Consider the following 18,807-nt stretch of genomic DNA (forward strand, 5'->3'; position numbering starts at 1 on the left):
GGTGCTAAACGAGGCGCTTGCGCTTTTTGTTCTTTGCTGTTTGTACGTAAAATATGGCGCAGCAAGTCAGCTGAAAAATAATTGATGAAAAATATCGAAAAGTTAGAATTGACATTGTGACTGTTAAGGTGATAACCTTACAAAGGAATGGAAAATATAACTAAAAGGAGGGTTACGGATATGAACATTGTAAAAAACGCAAGATACGCTCAACTTAATACACGTAACCCATCCTTTTACCATAACTGATTTTTTTATCAGGTTGCTCTGTGACTGAAAAGGCATGGGTTGCGCATCTGCGTGACGTATGCCCTTTTCTGTCTTTATCGATTGATTCAAGACATATCGCATGCCGCGGTATGTCTTTTTTCATGTTCAGAGAATATCCATTTCCAAAATATATTGAGGAGGAATTGAAATGAGTAAATCAGATGTAAGAAAAATGGTGAAAAAGGAATATCTCGAAAGCGGCTAGTCAGATTTTTACACAGAGAGAGAGGAGTGATTGTTGATGTTATCAGTTTTATCAAAGTTAAGCTGGTTTTTTAAAGAAAACTGGAAGAGATACAGTGTGGCGATCTCATTACTGATTTTTGTCGGTATTCTGGATGTACTGCCGCCGAAAATCGTCGGGATGGCAATCGATGCAATCCAGATTGGTTCCATGAACCAGAATTTAATTCTAAAGTACATTGGCGGCCTCTTGCTGATTACGGTGGTCTCTTATTTCATCACTTACATTTGGATGTATCAATTATTCGGTGGAGCTTCCTGATTGAACGGAAACTCAGGACCCGCTTCATGAAGCATTTGCTGAAAATGACACCGACGTTCTTTGAAAGGAATCGTACAGGTGACTTGATGGCAAGGGCAACGAATGATTTAAAAGCAATATCAATCACGGCTGGTTTCGGAGTACTGACACTTGTCGATTCGAGCATTTTCATGCTGACGATTTTGTTCACAATGGGCTTTTTCATCAGCTGGGAGCTTACACTTGTTTCAATCATCCCACTGCCAATCATGGCATTTCTAGTTAACGTATATGGCAAAAAGATTCATTCTAAATTCACCTCTGCTCAGGATGCATTCGGCGAGCTGAATGACAGGGTGCTTGAATCGGTATCAGGAGTGCGGGTCATCCGTGCATATGTACAGGAGAAATCAGATGAATCAAAGTTCCATGACTTGACCGAAGATGTCTACCGTAAAAATGTCGAAGTCGCGAAAATCGATTCTTTGTTTGAACCAACGATAAAAATCCTTGTTGGTATGAGCTATCTGATTGGGTTAGGATATGGGGCATTTCTTGTTTTCCAGCAAAAGCTGACGCTGGGAGAGCTGGTCAGCTTCAATGTATACCTGGGAATGCTGATCTGGCCGATGTTCGCAATTGGTGAACTGATCAATGTCATGCAGCGAGGCAATGCGTCTCTTGACCGCCTCAGTGGAACACTATCCTACAAAGAGGATGTGGCCGATCCAGTACAACCGGTTGAGGGAAATGAGCCAGAATTTTTACAGATGTCTGAGTTCACTTTCAAATATCCTTCTTCAAATGTAAACAACCTGGATAATATCAAGCTGCATTTGAACCGTGGTGAAACGCTCGGGATCGTCGGGAAGACAGGAAGCGGCAAGACAACGCTTATCAAACAGCTGCTTAGGGAATATCCTGAAGGCAGTGGCGATCTGCTGGTATCAGGCGTGCCAATCCAGGAGCATAGCCTGAGGCAGACTAGGGGCTGGATGGGTTATGTCCCGCAGGAAAATATCCTTTTCTCCCGTTCGGTCAAGGAAAATATTTTGTTTGGAAACCCAATGGCTACTGAAAAAGATTTACAGGAGATCATCGACCTGGCTGCTTTCCGGAAGGACCTGGAGATGCTTCCGGAAGGCCTGGAAACACTTGTTGGTGAAAAAGGAGTTGCACTGTCCGGCGGGCAGAAGCAGCGTATTTCGATTGCAAGGGCTTTGATCAAGGATCCGGAAATCCTTATTCTCGATGATTCACTTTCAGCAGTCGACGCAAAAACAGAGAAAAAAATCATAGATAATATCCGCAAAGAGCGGAATGCGAAAACAACCATCATAACAACTCACAGAATGTCTGCGGTTGAGCATGCTGACCATATCGTCGTGCTGGAGGATGGAAAAATAATCGAGGAAGGCACGCACGAACAATTGATTGCTGCTCAAGGTTGGTATTACGAGCAATATATCAAGCAGCAGGCTTCAGCAGTCGAAGAGGAGGTGCACTCCGTATGAGTACAGGAAAAAGACTGTTTAGATATGCGTTAAATTATAAGAAAATAATCCTGATTGCCCTGGCGATGCTGACTGTCGCCGTTGTCGCAGACCTGGCAGGACCATTCATTGCCAAGCGGATGATTGATAATCATATATTGGGAATTGAGTCGGTCTGGCATAAGACCGAAGCTGGCGATGGTGCCGTTGAATATAATGGCAGCTTTTACACCAAGGATGGCGAAGCGGGGAATGGGGTTTCAGCACGAATTTTACAGGTCGGAAGGAATTTTGTATTTGTGGATGCTGATGTCGAATTCGACGGAAGCCGCAGTTATGAGGATGGTTTATTAACAATCAGCAAAGGGTCAAAGGCTGCGCAATATGAAGCAGAAGTTCTATCCGGCGATGATTTGATGAATTTTTATAAACCAGAAATCCCGAATATTATTAAGCTGCTTTCCTTTTATTTCGGCTTGCTGGTCATTGCGTCCATCTTCCAATATGGGCAGAGATTTTATTTGCAGAAGTCAGCGAACCGGATTATCCAGAGGCTCCGGGAGGATGTCTTCAGACAGATACAGCGGCTGCCAATCCAGTATTTTGACAATCTTCCTGCAGGGAAGGTCGTTGCGAGGATCACGAATGATACAGAGGCGATTCGCGAATTGTACGTTACGGTCCTGTCGACTTTCTTTACAAGTTTCATCTATATTACTGGCATCTATATTGCCTTGTTCATCCTGAATGCGAACCTTGCAGCGATTTGTTTACTGCTATTGCCAATCCTTTATGTTTGGGCAAAGCTGTACCGCAAGTACGCCTCAAAATACAATCATGTCATCCGCTCCCGTGTAAGTGATATTAATGGCATGATCAATGAATCAATCCAGGGCATGAGCATCATCCAGGCCTTCAGCCGGGAAAAAGAAACACAACAGGAATTCGAGACGCTGAACAAGGAGCATTTCACTTATCAAAATAAATTGTTGAGTCTGAATTCGTCAACCTCCCATAATCTTGTGGGAGTGTTAAGAAATATCGTCTTCGTGGCGTTCATCTGGTATTTTGGCGGCGAGGCCCTTCAGCCATCTTCCGCCATTTCACTAGGAGTGCTCTACGCGTTTGTCGATTATATTAACCGTCTGTTCAATCCTGTCCAGGGAATTGTCAACCAGCTGGCGAACCTTGAGCAGGCGCTGGTTGCCGGAGAGCGGGTGTTCAATCTTATGGATGAGGAAGGAATCGACGTAAGCGAGAAGGAAATTCCCCGCTACAAAGGAAATGTTCTTTTCGACCATGTATCCTTCGGCTATAAAGAAGGCGAATATGTGCTTAAGGATCTTTGCTTTGAAGCAAAACAGGGTGAAACAGTCGCACTCGTTGGCCATACGGGATCAGGCAAGAGCTCGATCATGAACCTGCTGTTCAGGTTCTATGATCCGCAGCAAGGAAAGATTCTGATTGATGGCATGGATATTACCGAAATGCAAGGCAGACGTTGCGGAAGCATATGGGGATTGTCCTCCAGGATCCATTCCTTTTTACCGGCACAATAGCCTCTAATGTCAGCCTTGATCATCCGGATATCACCAGGGATAGGGTTGAAAAAGCGCTGGCCAGCGTTGGGGCAGACACCGTCCTGAAAAATCTTGAAAAAGGGTATGATGAGCCGGTGATTGAAAAGGGCAGCACGCTATCAAGCGGGCAGAGACAGCTGGTTTCTTTTGCCAGAGCCTTGGCCTTCGACCCGGCCATTTTGATTCTTGATGAAGCGACATCGAGCATCGATACCGAGACAGAAGCGATCATCCAGGAAGCTATGGACGTCCTAAAGGAAGGCAGGACCACCTTTATCATTGCCCATAGATTGTCGACCATTCGCAATGCTGACCAAATCCTTGTACTGGACCGCGGTCGGATTGTTGAAAAAGGAAACCATGATCAGCTGATGGAGCTCAAAGGCAAATACTTTCAAATGTATCAGCTGCAGCTTGGCAACAAAGTTAAGGCAGGTTAAGAAATATCCACACCCATTCTTTTGGGTGTGGATTTTTTAGATAATAAAAAATTGAAGTTCAATGAGATAGGGTGTTGTTATATGAGAAAGGTCACTTCTAATCCTGTTTCTGTCACAGAATGTTAAGAAACCCTCCCGTTGCCATCTGGCCTCCTGTGGTAATTTAATAATAAACACATAAAAAATTCAGGAGGTTGTCAAGATGGCAGAGTTCGCAGTAACCTTAAGCATCGCTAGCATCATGATCCTGGGCTATTATATAGGCTATGCAATTTATAAGGCATAATCTGGAGCGAAAATAGACATAATGAAAAGCGGAAACAGCATTCATGGCTGCTTCCGCTTTTTGGCGTGTCATGCATTATGCACTTTTCTGTAATTGCTTCTTAAAAACAGTTATCCTAGAGGCGAAGATGTTTTAAATGTTTCGATAAGTTAATAATTAGATAGAGGAGGGATTGTGTTGACAGATTATCGAATTGAAAGAGATACAATAGGTGAAATCAAAGTGCCGTCAGATAAGTACTGGGGTGCGCAAACACAGCGGAGCAAACAGAATTTCAAGATAGGCACAGAAAGAATGCCCATTGATTTGATTTATGCATTTGCAGAAGTAAAGAAAGCTGCAGCTAGTGTGAATGCCGCTTCAGGAAAGTTGCCAGATGCAAAGGCAAAGGCGATCGAAGCAGCCTGCGATGAAATCCTTGCCGGGAATTTTGATGCACATTTTCCGTTAGTTGTTTGGCAGACGGGGAGCGGAACTCAATCCAACATGAACGTGAATGAAGTGGTCGCAAGAAGGGCAAGTGAACTGCTAGCAAATCAAGGATCTGATGAAAAAGTCCACCCCAATGATGATGTGAATATGTCACAGAGCTCGAACGATACATTCCCGACAGCGATGCATATTGCTGCTGTCAAAAAAGTGACAGGTGAAGTATTGCCTGCGCTTGAACTTTTTAAAGAAACATTGAAGAAAAAAGAACAAGAATTCAATGAGATTATCAAAATTGGCAGAACCCATCTCCAGGATGCGACTCCATTGACATTGGGACAGGAAATCAGCGGCTGGAGAGCCATGCTTGAAAAAAATGAACAGATGATTAAGGATGGATTGAAATACGTCCGAGATTTAGCGATTGGCGGAACAGCTGTAGGTACAGGCATAAATGCCGCGAAGGATTTTGGTGACAAGGTTGCAAAGCAGCTTGTTGAACAAATGGGTGAAACCTTCCATTCCGCGCCAAATAAATTTCATGCACTGACCTCACATGACGAAATCGTGTTCCTTCACGGAGCATTAAAAGGGCTAGCAGCAGACTTGATGAAAATTGCCAATGATGTTCGCTGGCTCGCCAGCGGCCCAAGAAGCGGAATCGGAGAACTATCGATACCGGCAAATGAGCCTGGCAGCTCCATCATGCCTGGTAAGGTTAATCCAACCCAGAGTGAAGCACTGACAATGGTAGCGACACAGGTATTTGGAAATGATGCAACCATCGGTTTCGCCGCCAGCCAGGGGAATTTTGAGCTGAATGTTTTCAAACCAGTTATCATTTATAACTTCTTGCAGAGTGCAAGGCTGTTGGCGGATGGAATGAGATCATTCAATGATAACTGTGCAGAAGGTATTGAGGCGAATCTTGATGTAATTGCTGGCCATGTTGAGCGGTCATTAATGCTTGTAACTGCTTTAAATCCTCACATTGGTTATGAAAAAGCAGCAGAAATCGCCAAGCTTGCGTTCAAAGAAAATACAACCTTGAAAGAAGCGGCGATTAAAACAAGCTATTTAACATCAGAGCAATATGAAGAGTGGGTTAATCCTGAAAAAATGATCTAACAGAATGCTTCTCGTGTAGCTGTAATAGGTGAATGGAAGTCATCAAATTCCAGGTTTAATAAAGCAGTTGCTCGAAAGGTCTTGAATGATAAGTTAAAAGGCCCCCTTTGACAAGGGGGCCTAGCCATTCTATTTAATTTTATTGTTAATTACAATTTAGCGTGCAGAACCGCCAAGTTGTTGCTCAGCCATTTGAACTAGACGCTTAGTGATTTCTCCACCAACAGATCCGTTAGCACGAGAAGTAGTTTCTCCACCAAGTTGTACGCCAAATTCTGTAGCGATTTCGTACTTCATTTGATCAAGAGCTTGTTGAACACCAGGAACTAATAATTGATTAGAGTTGTTACTGCTAGCCATTAATATTTCCTCCTTTGTGTTTTTCAAAGTTGTATTTGGGTCAGTATTGGAATCGAACCAATCATGGCTTTTGCCACGCCGCCTGGTTTAACCCGCGATAAGGAATTTGGCTGGGCTAGCCGGAATTGCACCGGCGCGCGTTATAGCTGCCTTCTTAGGCTTAACCCATTGATTTTGTTGCGCTTGTTGTTGCTGCGTTGTTTTATTAATAACTAGTATGTTTTGTTTTAAAAAGTTTATGTGCCGAGTGAGTTAGGTAATTACTTCCAAAATAATTATTCTACATAACCAATTCCAATCAACGCAAACTATCGATATCAGTAAAGCAGAAGGGATTGAAGAGAATGGGTATGTGCCCGATTTGCAATGGCTTCAAGTCGATCACTCGGTCTTGTCCAAACTGCAGCGGCAACATGGAGAACAATGGGCGAGAAGCAGACTTTTACGACGATTACAGTCCTTATATGCCAATCGATCAAATGAAGCTAGAAGATGGGTATCCAACTGATTTCGCTGAAGGGGAGTGTCCGCATCTTTTCAAATGTTCGAATTGCGGATCTAGCCAGGTATTCTTAATTAAAGAATGAGGGGTTAATGGACATTGAGAACTGAAAAAAGCAACCGCAGCAGCGGTTGCTTTTTTATCATCCAAAATTAAGGACGGATTCGACTCTCTGTTTCAGCATCAAAGAAGTGGACTTTATTCATATCGAATGCCAATTCAATTATCTGGCCTGGTGTTACATCTGAACGTGAATCGACGCGCGCAACAAAATCCTGGCCTTCGAATTGAGAGTAGATCATTGTTTCAGCACCAGTTAATTCAGAAACTTCAACAGTCGCTTTGATAGTAGCGCCTTGGGAAGCATCGATGAATACTGGCTCATCGTGAAGGTCTTCTGGTCTAACGCCAAGGATGATGTCCTTGCCGACATAACCTTGAGAGCGAAGAACTTTCATTTTGCCTTCGGGAATAGCGATCGAAGAGTTATTGTTTGTGAATTTACCTTCTTCAAGCTTACCAGTAAAGAAGTTCATGGAAGGTGAACCGATAAAACCGCCAACAAAGACGTTTTCAGGATTTTCGTATACTTCTTTAGGAGCTCCAACCTGCTGGATGATACCATCCTTCATGACTACAAGGCGAGTTGCCATTGTCATCGCTTCAGTTTGGTCATGCGTTACGTAAATAGTCGTTGTATCAAGACGACGGTGAAGCTTTGCGATTTCTGCACGCATTTGTACACGAAGTTTTGCGTCAAGGTTTGATAATGGTTCGTCCATTAAGAAGACCTTTGCGTCACGGACAATCGCACGTCCCAATGCAACACGCTGACGCTGTCCGCCAGAAAGTGCCTTTGGCTTACGGTCTAAATACGGCTCAAGACCAAGGATCTTGGCAGCTTCTTGAACGCGGCGATCAATTTCATCCTTAGCGAATTTACGAAGTTTCAATCCGAATGCCATGTTATCGTAAACAGTCATATGTGGATATAGTGCATAGTTCTGGAAAACCATTGCAATATCACGGTCTTTTGGAGGTACATCGTTAACACGCTTTCCATCGATATAGAAATCACCTTTGGAAATTTCTTCAAGTCCGGCAATCATACGAAGTGTAGTAGATTTACCGCAGCCTGATGGGCCGACGAATACGATGAATTCTTTATCCTGGATATGAAGGTTGAAGTCTTCTACAGCTGTTACTTTATCGTCATAGATTTTATAAATATTGTCTAATTTTAACTCGGCCATTTTTTAAAGCTCCCTGAATGTTTGTCTACAAAAACAGTTTAGCGGAAATGATTTGTAATAATCATCGGCAGGGTGCACAAAAATTATGTAAGCCCTTTTATGCAATTTGTTTAATGGTAATGAATCAGCGCATTTCTTCATAAATACTGGCAAGGTAAACTACAACGGCTGCATCGAAATCCTTTAAGCTGACGCCTGTCTTCTCCATGAATTTGTCCAATCTGTATTGAAGAGTATTGCGATGAATATAAAGTTTTTTGGACGAAAGAGAGGCGTTAGAATTGCTTTCAAGAAATACTTTTATCGTGGCCATTAACTCTTTATCCTCTCCAAATGCCTCAAGGATGGTAGCTTCAATAATTTCCTTAAGGTAATCTGGCAAATGTGTCGCTATTGCCATAGGGAAAGCTTTTTCGAAGGTGTATACAGCATCCCGGGTTGTATGTGTGGTCAACTCCTCGAATACCTGCTTTTCTCTTTTGAAAAAGTCAGGCAGCTGCCTAGAAACCTTCTGGAATTTTCCGATATAAAAGGAGGTCTTTACATAGAAGTCACTCTCGAGTGTCGAGGCAATGGAAAATAGATCATCAGCGTTTTCCGGCACTCCCTTTTTTTCTTCGATAATGATTCCGTACGAATCCTTTACCCAGATTGTAGTATGGTCAGGGAAAAACCCTTTTAAAGCTTCATGGATTTCCTCTGATTCGATATTATTTGACTGCAGCTTGAACTGGATGAAACGGACTTCGTCGATTGCTGCGGATGGCATAGCACCATCATGGAAAAGAAATTGGTTCCAGGAATGCGCTGTCCCTGTTAGATGTGTATTATTTTCCAGCTCGACAAATTCAAACAAGTTTTTCATTAGTTCAAGCTGGCTTTCAGAAATTTTTTTTTTGGAATACCAATCCACAAAGGTCTTTCATCTGCCTCTCTAAACCAGTAGTAATCAGGTGACGGAGGGACTGGGATATATTCTTGCGTGACAGAATCAGGGAAATAAGATAATATTTTATTAATCATATAAGTATCCTCAGATTTAATTTGATAAAAGCTGACATATCTTTTATTATAACAGGTGTAGCTTTTAAATGTTAATTCGCTCAAATAGCTATAACTGGCAGAAAAAAGAAAAAATGCTTGTATAATAGATACAATACGGGGTACCGTAAGAGAGAGGTGCAGGAAATGGAATACACAACAGAAATGAAAAATCGTTTGAAGCGATTGGAAGGACAGGTACGCGGAGTCATTCGAATGATGGAAGAAGAAAACCACTGCAAGGATGTTGTTACCCAATTATCAGCTGTCCGTTCCGCAGTAGACCGCGCGATTGGTTTCATCGTCGCTAAGAACCTTGAATCTTGCATCACTGAAGCAACACAGGAAGGCAAAGATGCTGATGAAGCGATCAAAGAAGCAGTGAATATGATTGTAAAAAGCAGATAAGACACCAGCATCCTTTTAGGATGTGGTGTCTTTTTTCTGCATTTCATTTGTTCGGCGGATCTTCTGGGTAAAAATCATGGCTTTCCTCAATATTGGGTGTACTGTCCAGTCTATGTACGGTACCGCCAGCCATGCCTTCATTGATCATCCGGTCAACATCGACGTAAACTTTGTCCCGGCCCTCATATTGCAAGTCCTCAGCGAACTTCTTGCTCTGTTTTTGTTTCATGATATCCTCCTTCAACGTTTTTAAGCTTAGAGTTCCGGAAAAGGAGAAGAAACATACACCTTATTTGTCATATACATGGAAGAGCATCAGCTCATGAATTTGTTCTTTCAACTCATGAATATGCTCATTGGACGGCTCCTCAGAGGTCCACTCGATATGCCCGTTTTGATGATAGATTCCCGTAAACTTCTGCTTGTTAAAATAAAATGAAAAATGCCAGCCGGGCATATCCTTATTTTCGAATAATGATTTGAATTGGAAATGAGTAATCAATCTGATTCCCCCTGTGAAAAATGTCTTTTTCAATATTATATAGTATTCAAGCAAGTGGAGGTGAAGATAAATACTATGGAATAACCCTTGATGATATGAAGGAGAATTATAGAGAAACTAAAAAAGGAGCCGCGTATCATTGCAGCCCACAATATGATGTACCAATGAACTTCTATTAAAATCCTGTTTTCCTGAAAAATAAATCGACAAGAGCGGAGATCCTTTTTTCCTCAATCTGGGGTTCGTCGAAGCTCATTGGCTTTGAGTTGACTTCATAAATGACATAATGGCCTTTTTCGGTGATTCCTGCATCGAGGGAGAATTCTCCGAAATAGCCTAACTCTTCAGTAAGCAGCTGTCCGATTTCTTTTACGGCCCAGTCGAAAAATTGGTCATGTCTGTCATTCTTGACCTTAATATAGGGCAGCATGATTCCTCCGTTTGGCAGATGCGTGGTCAGGTCCTGCTTCTGCGATTGGCGGATACCGATTCCAGTCACTTCGTACCCATCCGGTCCGTCATGGGCATGGACGCGGAAGTCAAATCGTTTGCCATCGATGGATGTCGGCATGACTTCTTTCTGGGCAATGTACTCGTATCTTAACAGCTGCCTGGATTTGACTTTCCAGAATTCCTTTATGCCTGGATGAAGATGGCGATGTGAATGGCTATCGAATTCGATTTGCCCGTTTTTTTGACGGAGCCGGAATATCCCGATTCCTTTTGAAGATGAAGCAGGCTTCAGGTAGATGCCCTCATGCTTATCAAGGAAGGCGGCTAACTGAATCATCGATTTCACAGGAATGCTTTCAGGCATTAGCTTTCTTAATTGTGGATGTCTGGCAAAAAGTGAGTATAGCTTGTTTTTATTGATAAAGGCAGGATTGAAAAATGGGATTCCAAGCGCAGTCAGGTAGTTCACGGCATCTTTAAAGGCTGGCTTCTGCTCTGCTTTCCGGAATGGGACACGGTTAAAAACAAGATGAGGCAGAGGTGTTCTCACAGGAATCCATTTTCGAGCATCAGGCAAAAATACGAACCCGGTGAGTCCATCTTTGACGATGGTTTCAGGAGGGAAGACGACAATCAATCCATTCCGTTTCAGCATCTCGGATTGAAGTGCCTGAAACAATGAACCATTGCCGGAAAGGGACATATTCTTGCTCATTGAGGTCATGATTCCAACCAGCGGTCCGATATTTTCCTGCTTGTTTTTCAATAAAAACTGTTGGCTGCTCTCCGGGAGTGTCCCTGATGCAGCAGAAGGGACGCTGATTCTATTAAAGCCAAAGCTGAATTTTTCGCCAGCTTTGGCTTCATGCGACCATTCCTTCGATTCAGTATTATAGCGGAGGATCATTTGAAAATATCCTCAGGTGCCGTGATGGCTTTTTCCGCTAAAAAAATGCCGAAGGATAGAGACAGCTTTCTCGTGAGCAAATCGAAATTCTTTAGCTTTGGATGCTTGAAAATCGACCGTCCTGGCTTTGAGTTGGCTTCAAAGAGCCAAACTTTTCCTGATTTATCAATTCCTAAGTCAAAACCAATCTCGCCTATGATGCCCTCCATATTCTTTTCCAAAATGGAACTTAGGAGCAGAGATGCTTCAGATAGTTTCTTCTCACAGAGCTCTCGCTCGGTCGTGTCTTCAAATAATTCATCAAGTGATTTTACGACTCCTCCATTGTTCACATGGGTGGTCACGCTGCCTTGGCCGGCAATTTTTGCGGCGATCGCCGCTACTTGCCACTGCCCGTATTCATCTTTATTTGTATGAACCCTGAAATCGATGAGTCTTTTTTCCGATCTAAGCAGGCTGATCCCCTGCTGGACAATCATCTGGGAAAGATTTCGCTTGTAAAAAACCTTTTTCATTAACTTTTCAAGGCTTTCAAACCTCGTTAACTTATTAATGCCTTCCTGGTCGCGGTAACGGCAATAATAATAGCCATTGTGCTTATCAAACAAAATTTGGTGGATTCCCAGTCCAAGACTTCCATTAGCTGGTTTGACATAGACGTTTCCATAGTTTGAAAGCATCCTTTCAATTACGGAAAAAGAAGAAAATTGATGTGTTTCTGGCAAGTACTCTATTGCACGTTCATCCTGCTGCAGACGCTCAAATACATCCAGTTTGCTAAAAAAGCCTGGATTGTACCATGGAATCAAATAATCGGTCTGCATCCTGGATTTCAGGCTGCGGAGTTCAGATTTTCTTTCGGTGCGCCTGTTAGGAAGACGGTCGTATACAACATTGGGGAAGGGCACCTTAATTTTCATCCAGCCTCCATCGAAAAAGAAATAACCCTCGATCAATCCTTGATTCCAGTCGATGTGTTCCTCGCCAAAGACGAAGGGAAGGGCGCCGACAGATTTATTGACCGAAAGCAGCTTGGCAAAGAACATGGACCTCTCACCAATCGGTCTCAGAGGAAAAGGCGTGAATCCAGACGTCAGAATGCCTATCAGTGGCCCGATAAACAATGTATGCTGATCGATAAAAATATGCAATGAAGTTGATAGATCAGGCATCGAGAGCTCCTTCTGCACATCATTGCTCAGGACGATCACATTTCTTCCCTTAGGATGAGGAGCAAAGGTAACATCAACCACCTTATTGCCAAACGCAATTTTATTAATTTCCTTGTTATGTGTTAAGTCAGCAGGCAAAAAGACTAATTGCTTGGTGTGCGAGATGACTTCTACAGGATATTTTTTTCTCATAAGTGCTGTTCCTCTCTTTCTGGCAGAGTTTCCGAAAGGACTCTGGCATATTCAAGCGGTGCATTATATAGCACCTCTTTCAGGTCCGGATTTGTGGAAGCGATGACTTTTCTGCCGGGCTTTGAATTTGTATCAAGCACCCATAGGGCATGATCCTTTGATACACCAATATCTACGCCCAGCTCAAAAAGCCGAGGAAAAGATGCTTCAAGGATACCGGGCAGCTTTGAGAGAATTTCCTCCAATTCATGTAAAATGAATCTTCTTGTACGGATATTCAGTGAATTCGCATACTCTTCAAATGGCAGGATTTCTCCGCCGGCACGTAAGTTAGAAAGGATTCCATTCTTGCTGCCGCGGCGAATTCCTTTGCCGCGCACAATCCACTTTTCCTCTTGATCCTTTTGCAGCAGCACTCTTATGTCAAAAGGACAATTTAGCGTATCGGACAGTTCTAGGAAAGGCTGCATCATATACTCTTTTTTACTGAACAGGCTGTCGAGCCAATCCTCTGTCTCACTGGTGGAATGGAAAGTTTTTGTGGATAGCCTGCCGCCAGAATCAGCTGAAATTTCAAACTCTCCACCTGATTTTTCAATTTTATGGATTCCTGCGCCGCCAGAACCGAAGATCGGTTTCAAGACTGCCTTTTTCATCACTTCCAGCTGGGCAATAACACCTTTTCCGCTGCCGATAAGAATCGTTTTTGGGATGTATGGAGACAGGGATGATTTCGACAGAATCTCGTAAATGGCCCATTTATTTGGCAAGCCGTTTCCCAGGAAGGTAATATCGGCTTTTTTCTTGAGCCATTTCACAATCGCCATCGCCTGCTTTGATGAAGGATCATTTGTATAAAAACAACGGTCATAAACGATCATAGGAAGAGGAAATTCGGCCTTAACCCAGCAGCCTTTCTTGTGGTCGAATTTTTCTCCCGATACCAATTGTGTTACTGGATGGATTTTAGCCGGTGAGAACCGAAAGCAGGTGAACATGTTTGGATTCGCCCGCCTGGCAATCTCGGTAAAGTATGTTAGTTCACTTTTTAAGGAAAGTGACATCATTCCGAATGAAATCATTTGCATTACTCCTTTTGTGCAGGGATAAAAAAGTATATTTTTCACATAGAAAATTGTTCAGCTGCAGCGCTTTTCTTTTATAATTGGCAAAGTCCATAGCAATGGTCAATGATGGCTTTTGTCGAGGGCCTGATTTTCGTGCCGCGCTCTTCAAAGTTCTTGGATGGCTTGGAGTTGGCTTCGATCAGCCACAGGTTACCTTTAATATCAATCCCAATATCAATCCCCAGTTCGGCAGTGAGTCCTTCCGCATTTCTGCTGATGACTTCTGCAATCTCCAGGGCCAGCTCTTTCATTAGCGCCAACTGATGCCTCGCTTGTTCCTTTCCGAAAATCAATGCGAGAGTATGCCCCGGTTTCATGACCTCGCCACCGCGGGCTATATTGGATACGAAAAACTGTTCTGCGGAAACTCTGGCGACGATGGAAGTAACCTTCCAGAATTGCTGGGCGTTTTTATGACAGAGGACCCTGAAGTCCATCCTTCTGCCATTTAACTCTGATAGCTGTACGCCCTGTTGAATGATGCATAGCCGTGTTCCAACAATGGGATTGATGGCCCGGGCCAGTTCAGATACATGTTTGAAACCTGGAAAGTCCTTGGCAGGCATCGAGGATAACGAAGCATGGATCATCCCGTCATTCTTGGACACCTGGATAATATTGCGTCCTTGGCTGCCATGAACAGGTTTGATGTATAGCTCATCATGCGTTTCGAGCATTGTTTCGAGCTGACTCCCGGAATATAGATGTGTTTCAGGTATGAACGAATGCAAATGGTCTTCTTTCAATAAAGATTCATGGATTTCCCACTTTGAAAGAAATCGGTGATTAAATATCTTTATTCCCAGAGCATCCAATTTATTTAAAAATCCCTTAAATCCTTTGCTGATTTCGGTCCTTCGGGATGAAACCCGGTTGTAGATGACAGCAGGAAAAGGAAAGAGTCCTTTTTTCCAGTCATCTGCATTGTCATCATATGAATAGCCCTCGACTCCTTCATCAGAAAAGCCTTTCAGTGAAAACACGTAAAAACTTCCGCCTTGTTCAGAAACTCCCTGGTGAAGCTCTTCGCAAAAGGAGTGGACTTTACCAAAGTCAGGTCCGTTATCTTCTTTTATTTCAGTCAGCAAAGCGATGACGGGATTGCAGGGTAAGCTTCTCGATTTTGCTGGCGTCATAGCTTCTCCTCATTTTCTTTTAGGCTGTTTAAGAAAACACCCTATTGTAAAATAGGCAAACACACATATTGCATCCTATGAATATTAGTTGTTATTGGTGATTTTCATAATAGGAGATGGAATGCACACAACCTGAACTTTTGGCATTCAGCAACATAGTTTGTTATAGTGGTGTGGAGCGTTTAACGTAGAAGGAGTGATTTGAATGGCAGTAAATCTTTACGATTCAGCCTACGAATTGGAAAAAGCAATCAGGAACAGTTCGGAATACACACAACTAAAAAAACTTTATGATGCTGTAAATAGCGATGAATCAGCAAAAAGAATGTTTGAAAGCTTCCGCAATATCCAGCTGCAGCTTCAGGAAAAGCAAATGACTGGGCAGGAAATTACCCAGGAAGAAGTAGAACAGGCGCAAAAGACAGTAGCACTTGTCCAGCAGCATGAGTTAATCTCAAAGCTGATGGAAGCAGAGCAAAGAATGAGCATGGTTATTGGCGAACTTAATCAGGTCATCATGAAGCCTCTTGAAGAGCTTTACGGAAATCCGAACCAGCAGCAATAATAGAATGACAGAACTCCCGCCGATGTGCGGGAGTTTTTTGTTGTTCGTAAAAGAGGGGAATTTGTCCGCTATCAATTCCATAATGGACACAAATCAGCGGAAAAAAGGAAAAACTGTCCCTCATTTATGATTCTTTTTCGAGACAAGACTCGCTCGTGTTACCCTGACAACTGGATCCAGCAAGTAAGCTAAATCATAATTCTGCCCATGTTCTATTCTCGCGGTTTCTATCATACAAGTTAAATAAGGACAAAAACACCGAAGAAATGGGGGCATAATTATGATTTACCGTCTTCTTGCGCTTAACGTGGATGGAACGATTCTCCAATCAAATGGAAGGCTCCATAAATCCACGAGGGATGCGATTGAGTACGTTCAGCAAAAAGGAGTTTACGTGACTCTAGTAACTTCAAGAAGCTTTCCATCTGCCAAAAAGGTGGCTAAAGCGCTGAAAATAAATTCATTGCTTGTGACTCACCTTGGATCCTATATTTCAAACGACCTTCGCAGCGATCCAGTTTTTGAAAAACGGGTTTCAGAAGATGTAACCTTCCAGCTCGTCAGATTCCTGGAAAGCTTCCCGTGCCAAATCCGGCTTGTGCATGAAAAGTTTTCACTGGCAAACAAGTATAAATTAAACCATAACCTGCTGGCGAAAACGGTGTTCACATCAGGCGATCCGATTTTTTACTCACAGCAATTCACGGATTCTATCAGTGAAACCCTGGTCAATGAGCCAGTCTCTCCACCTAAAATCGAAGTCTATTTCGAGTACGAAGAAGATTTGAACGATGCACAGCAGGCGATAAATGGGATGTTCTCAGAAGTCTCCCTGTCCAAGCTGAATGAATACCGGCTGGATATCATGCCTGAGGGTGTCTCAAAACTGAATGGTCTGATCCAGTTAGGTGAACACCTTGGCATACAGCTGAAAGAAATGGTCGCTATTGGCGATGGCCATGATGACATTGAAATGATCGAAGCCTGCGGACTTGGCGTCGCTATGGGGAATGCTTCAGCAGAGGTAAAGAAAGCTTCGGATTGGGTAACCCGATCGAACAACCAGCACGGTGTCAGCTATATGGTCAAGGAACACTTTCGCAAACAGCAGCCAATTGAATTCCTTCGCAAGATGAATATTATAAAAATGTAGAATAGAAGCATGCCTGGGAAGAATTCAGGCATGCTTTTGCTATGTTTGTGATTATAATAGAGTTTTAGAGAATATCTCAGAGTGTTTAAGGAAAACAAGAAACTTTTTCGGAATACTAATGCTGGATTAGGAATATATGATTTTTTTAAAAAAAATAAATCGGCCGTCTATGTTACTCAATCGGACCACAGCTAAAACTGGTAGCTTTTACACTGTCTTGACCTGTGAATCAAACTTCTATTACACTTATTGGAGCATGTTTAAATTGAAAAAGGTGAATCTCATGAGAATTAATATAAACGGTATACAAGAGGACAGATTTCAACGCCCATTAGGGTTAATCGCTAATTTGTTCTTTGAAGAATCAGAAGTAGCAATAGGCGATACGGAGCATAATGCCGATGCAGCAATTGACTTTGAAGTCAAAGTCGTCGACGGGGAGATTTCTGTAAAAGCAACCCTGGTTGAAGAGGATGGCAAAGTTTTTACAGCGGAGGCTGACAAAGAAATTCCCGCCGGCTTGAGCGATAAGGAAGAATTCAAATTGCTCAAAACAGTCATATCAAGGGTTTATTTAAAAGTGCTTCAGGACTGGACAGGAATGATCCAGAAGTGGGGCATACTCACCGGAGTCCGTCCTACTAAGCTTTTGCATAAAAAGCTCCGTGAAGGAATGAAACAGGATGAAGCCCATAAAGAGCTGAAGGAACAATATTTGATATCAGATGAAAAAATACAGCTCATGCAGCAAATTGTCGACCGCCAGCTTGCTGTCCTGCCTGATTTGTATGATCTGAAAAATGGCGTCAGTATTTATATTGGCATCCCATTTTGCCCGACGAAATGTGCATACTGCACATTCCCGCTTATGCCATCAACGGACGACAGGGGTCGGTGGATTCTTTCCTTGGCGGGCTACATTACGAAATCCGCAAAATCGGGGAATGGCTTAAAAAGAATGATATCAAGATTACAACGGTTTACTATGGAGGCGGCACACCGACATCGATTACCGCTGAAGAAATGGATATGCTATATGAAGAGGTTCAGCAGTCATTCCCGGATGTTGAGAATATCAGGGAAGTGACCGTAGAAGCCGGCCGGCCGGACACGATCACTCCTGAAAAGCTGGAAGTGCTGAAGAAGTGGAATATCGACCGGATAAGCATCAATCCGCAGTCATACATCCAGGAAACCTTGAAGGCAATCGGCCGTCATCATACCGTAGAAGAAACGATTGAAAAATTCCATCTGGCCCGCGAGATGGGCATGAATAACATTAATATGGATCTAATCATCGGTCTTCCGGGTGAAGGGACGAATGAGTTTGCCCATACACTCGCTGAAACGGAAAAGCTTATGCCAGAATCTTTGACGGTCCATACACTTTCATTTAAAAGAGCGTCAGAAATGACCAGAAATAAACAGAAATATAAAGTCGCTGGCCGCGATGAAATAGAAAAAATGATGAATATGGCTGAATCATGGACGAAGGAACATGACTATGTTCCATATTATCTGTACAGGCAGAAGAACATCCTTGGAAACCTGGAGAATGTAGGCTACGCTTTCCCGGAACAGGAGAGCCTGTACAATATCATCATCATGGAAGAACAGCAAACCATCATCGGCCTTGGATGCGGGGCATCAAGCAAGTTCATTGATCCCGAAACAGGTGTTATTACACAGTTCTCGAATCCCAAGGATCCAAAGTCATATAACGACAGCTTTGAAGAATATGCCAATAAAAAGATTGGAATTCTCGACTCTGTGTTTAATAAAGCGACAATCTAATGGTGAAAAGCCCCCGAAGATGAATCTCGGGAGCTTTTCGCCTTGAAATAAGTTTTTTCACAATAAATGCTAGCAACTTCCGGCTAAAATCTTCTGTAGCCGCAAAGGCACCCAGCATTTCCGCGAAAGTAG

General features: G+C 42.9%; 14 protein-coding genes and 3 pseudogenes. 8 read left to right on the forward strand and 9 right to left on the reverse strand.

The window, feature by feature from the left end; genetic code table 11:
• Positions 1-511: 511 nt before the first annotated feature.
• The 3 genes and pseudogenes from JCM21738_RS11270 to fumC all read left to right on the forward strand — a co-directional run bounded on the left by JCM21738_RS11270 (position 512) and on the right by fumC (position 6,110).
• Positions 512-2,268, forward strand: a pseudogene (locus tag JCM21738_RS11270) (ABC transporter ATP-binding protein).
• Positions 2,265-4,267: pseudogene (locus JCM21738_RS11275) on the forward strand (ABC transporter ATP-binding protein). The pseudogenes JCM21738_RS11270 and JCM21738_RS11275 overlap by 4 nt, the downstream one beginning before the upstream one ends.
• A gap of 463 nt (positions 4,268-4,730) precedes the next feature.
• On the forward strand, positions 4,731-6,110 hold the full coding sequence (gene fumC / locus JCM21738_RS11280; RefSeq protein WP_023615429.1) for a class II fumarate hydratase: 1,380 nt from the start codon (positions 4,731-4,733) through the stop codon (positions 6,108-6,110).
• Positions 6,111-6,266: 156 nt separating this feature from the next.
• Here the strand turns inward: fumC and JCM21738_RS11285 are convergent, their stop codons facing one another.
• Positions 6,267-6,470, reverse strand: coding sequence for an alpha/beta-type small acid-soluble spore protein (locus JCM21738_RS11285; RefSeq protein WP_023615428.1), 204 nt, complete (start codon positions 6,468-6,470; stop codon positions 6,267-6,269).
• 344 nt (positions 6,471-6,814) lie between these two features.
• Here JCM21738_RS11285 and JCM21738_RS23275 point away from each other — a divergent pair, with 344 nt between their 5' ends.
• Entirely contained in the window at positions 6,815-7,057 is a 243-nt protein-coding gene (locus tag JCM21738_RS23275) for a hypothetical protein (protein ID WP_081742106.1), read from the forward strand.
• Between the two features lie 67 nt (positions 7,058-7,124).
• Here JCM21738_RS23275 and JCM21738_RS11290 read toward each other — a convergent pair whose 3' ends face one another.
• Both JCM21738_RS11290 and JCM21738_RS11295 read right to left on the reverse strand, forming a co-directional pair.
• Positions 7,125-8,225, reverse strand: a complete 1,101-nt coding sequence (locus JCM21738_RS11290) for an ABC transporter ATP-binding protein (RefSeq protein ID WP_023615427.1) — start codon at positions 8,223-8,225, stop codon at positions 7,125-7,127.
• A gap of 124 nt (positions 8,226-8,349) precedes the next feature.
• A complete protein-coding gene (locus tag JCM21738_RS11295; protein WP_148296097.1) occupies positions 8,350-9,090 on the reverse strand; it encodes a PucR family transcriptional regulator in 741 nt (246 codons plus the stop codon).
• A gap of 323 nt (positions 9,091-9,413) precedes the next feature.
• Here JCM21738_RS11295 and JCM21738_RS11300 point away from each other — a divergent pair, with 323 nt between their 5' ends.
• Complete coding sequence (locus JCM21738_RS11300) at positions 9,414-9,674, forward strand: metal-sensitive transcriptional regulator (protein WP_023615425.1); 261 nt, start codon at positions 9,414-9,416, stop codon at positions 9,672-9,674.
• A 43-nt stretch (positions 9,675-9,717) separates the two neighbouring features.
• Here JCM21738_RS11300 and JCM21738_RS11305 read toward each other — a convergent pair whose 3' ends face one another.
• The 6 genes from JCM21738_RS11305 to JCM21738_RS11330 all read right to left on the reverse strand — a co-directional run bounded on the left by JCM21738_RS11305 (position 9,718) and on the right by JCM21738_RS11330 (position 15,163).
• Positions 9,718-9,903, reverse strand: a complete 186-nt coding sequence (locus JCM21738_RS11305) for a hypothetical protein (RefSeq protein WP_023615424.1) — start codon at positions 9,901-9,903, stop codon at positions 9,718-9,720.
• 60 nt (positions 9,904-9,963) lie between these two features.
• Positions 9,964-10,176 carry a YheE family protein gene (locus JCM21738_RS11310; protein WP_023615423.1) on the reverse strand — a complete coding sequence of 71 codons (213 nt, stop codon included), beginning with the start codon at positions 10,174-10,176 and terminating at the stop codon, positions 9,964-9,966.
• Positions 10,177-10,351: 175 nt separating this feature from the next.
• On the reverse strand, positions 10,352-11,536 hold the full coding sequence (locus JCM21738_RS11315; RefSeq protein ID WP_023615422.1) for a YheC/YheD family endospore coat-associated protein: 1,185 nt from the start codon (positions 11,534-11,536) through the stop codon (positions 10,352-10,354).
• Positions 11,533-12,900, reverse strand: coding sequence for a YheC/YheD family endospore coat-associated protein (locus JCM21738_RS11320; protein ID WP_023615421.1), 1,368 nt, complete (start codon positions 12,898-12,900; stop codon positions 11,533-11,535). The genes JCM21738_RS11315 and JCM21738_RS11320 overlap by 4 nt, the downstream gene beginning before the upstream one ends.
• A complete protein-coding gene (locus tag JCM21738_RS11325) occupies positions 12,897-13,982 on the reverse strand; it encodes a YheC/YheD family endospore coat-associated protein (protein ID WP_023615420.1) in 1,086 nt (361 codons plus the stop codon). The genes JCM21738_RS11320 and JCM21738_RS11325 overlap by 4 nt, the downstream gene beginning before the upstream one ends.
• A gap of 77 nt (positions 13,983-14,059) precedes the next feature.
• Positions 14,060-15,163 (reverse strand): YheC/YheD family endospore coat-associated protein, encoded by a 1,104-nt coding sequence (locus tag JCM21738_RS11330; protein WP_023615419.1) that lies wholly within the window; start codon positions 15,161-15,163, stop codon positions 14,060-14,062.
• 205 nt (positions 15,164-15,368) lie between these two features.
• Here JCM21738_RS11330 and JCM21738_RS11335 point away from each other — a divergent pair, with 205 nt between their 5' ends.
• The 3 genes and pseudogenes from JCM21738_RS11335 (at position 15,369) to JCM21738_RS11345 (ending at position 18,675) form a co-directional block, all read left to right on the forward strand.
• Entirely contained in the window at positions 15,369-15,728 is a 360-nt protein-coding gene (locus JCM21738_RS11335) for a YlbF/YmcA family competence regulator (RefSeq protein WP_023615418.1), read from the forward strand.
• A 280-nt stretch (positions 15,729-16,008) separates the two neighbouring features.
• Positions 16,009-16,881: a Cof-type HAD-IIB family hydrolase gene (locus JCM21738_RS11340; RefSeq protein ID WP_023615417.1), complete on the forward strand. Its 873-nt coding sequence runs from the start codon at positions 16,009-16,011 to the stop codon at positions 16,879-16,881.
• A gap of 283 nt (positions 16,882-17,164) precedes the next feature.
• Positions 17,165-18,675, forward strand: a pseudogene (locus JCM21738_RS11345) (coproporphyrinogen III oxidase).
• The last annotated feature ends 132 nt before the right edge of the window (positions 18,676-18,807 follow it).

It is taken from the genome of Mesobacillus boroniphilus JCM 21738 (genome assembly GCF_000517385.1).
Lineage (GTDB): Bacteria > Bacillota > Bacilli > Bacillales > Cytobacillaceae > Mesobacillus > Mesobacillus boroniphilus.

Coding starts and splice junctions, on each gene's coding strand:
- JCM21738_RS11295 (WP_148296097.1), bottom strand. CDS start 9,090: ATGAAAAACTTGTTTGAATTTGTCGAGCTGGAAAATAATACACATCTA.
- JCM21738_RS11340 (WP_023615417.1), top strand. CDS start 16,009: ATGATTTACCGTCTTCTTGCGCTTAACGTGGATGGAACGATTCTCCAA.
- JCM21738_RS11305 (WP_023615424.1), bottom strand. CDS start 9,903: ATGAAACAAAAACAGAGCAAGAAGTTCGCTGAGGACTTGCAATATGAG.
- JCM21738_RS23275 (WP_081742106.1), top strand. CDS start 6,815: ATGGGTATGTGCCCGATTTGCAATGGCTTCAAGTCGATCACTCGGTCT.
- JCM21738_RS11290 (WP_023615427.1), bottom strand. CDS start 8,225: ATGGCCGAGTTAAAATTAGACAATATTTATAAAATCTATGACGATAAA.
- JCM21738_RS11285 (WP_023615428.1), bottom strand. CDS start 6,470: ATGGCTAGCAGTAACAACTCTAATCAATTATTAGTTCCTGGTGTTCAA.
- JCM21738_RS11320 (WP_023615421.1), bottom strand. CDS start 12,900: ATGAGAAAAAAATATCCTGTAGAAGTCATCTCGCACACCAAGCAATTA.
- JCM21738_RS11335 (WP_023615418.1), top strand. CDS start 15,369: ATGGCAGTAAATCTTTACGATTCAGCCTACGAATTGGAAAAAGCAATC.
- JCM21738_RS11325 (WP_023615420.1), bottom strand. CDS start 13,982: ATGATTTCATTCGGAATGATGTCACTTTCCTTAAAAAGTGAACTAACA.
- JCM21738_RS11300 (WP_023615425.1), top strand. CDS start 9,414: ATGGAATACACAACAGAAATGAAAAATCGTTTGAAGCGATTGGAAGGA.
- JCM21738_RS11315 (WP_023615422.1), bottom strand. CDS start 11,536: ATGATCCTCCGCTATAATACTGAATCGAAGGAATGGTCGCATGAAGCC.
- JCM21738_RS11330 (WP_023615419.1), bottom strand. CDS start 15,163: ATGACGCCAGCAAAATCGAGAAGCTTACCCTGCAATCCCGTCATCGCT.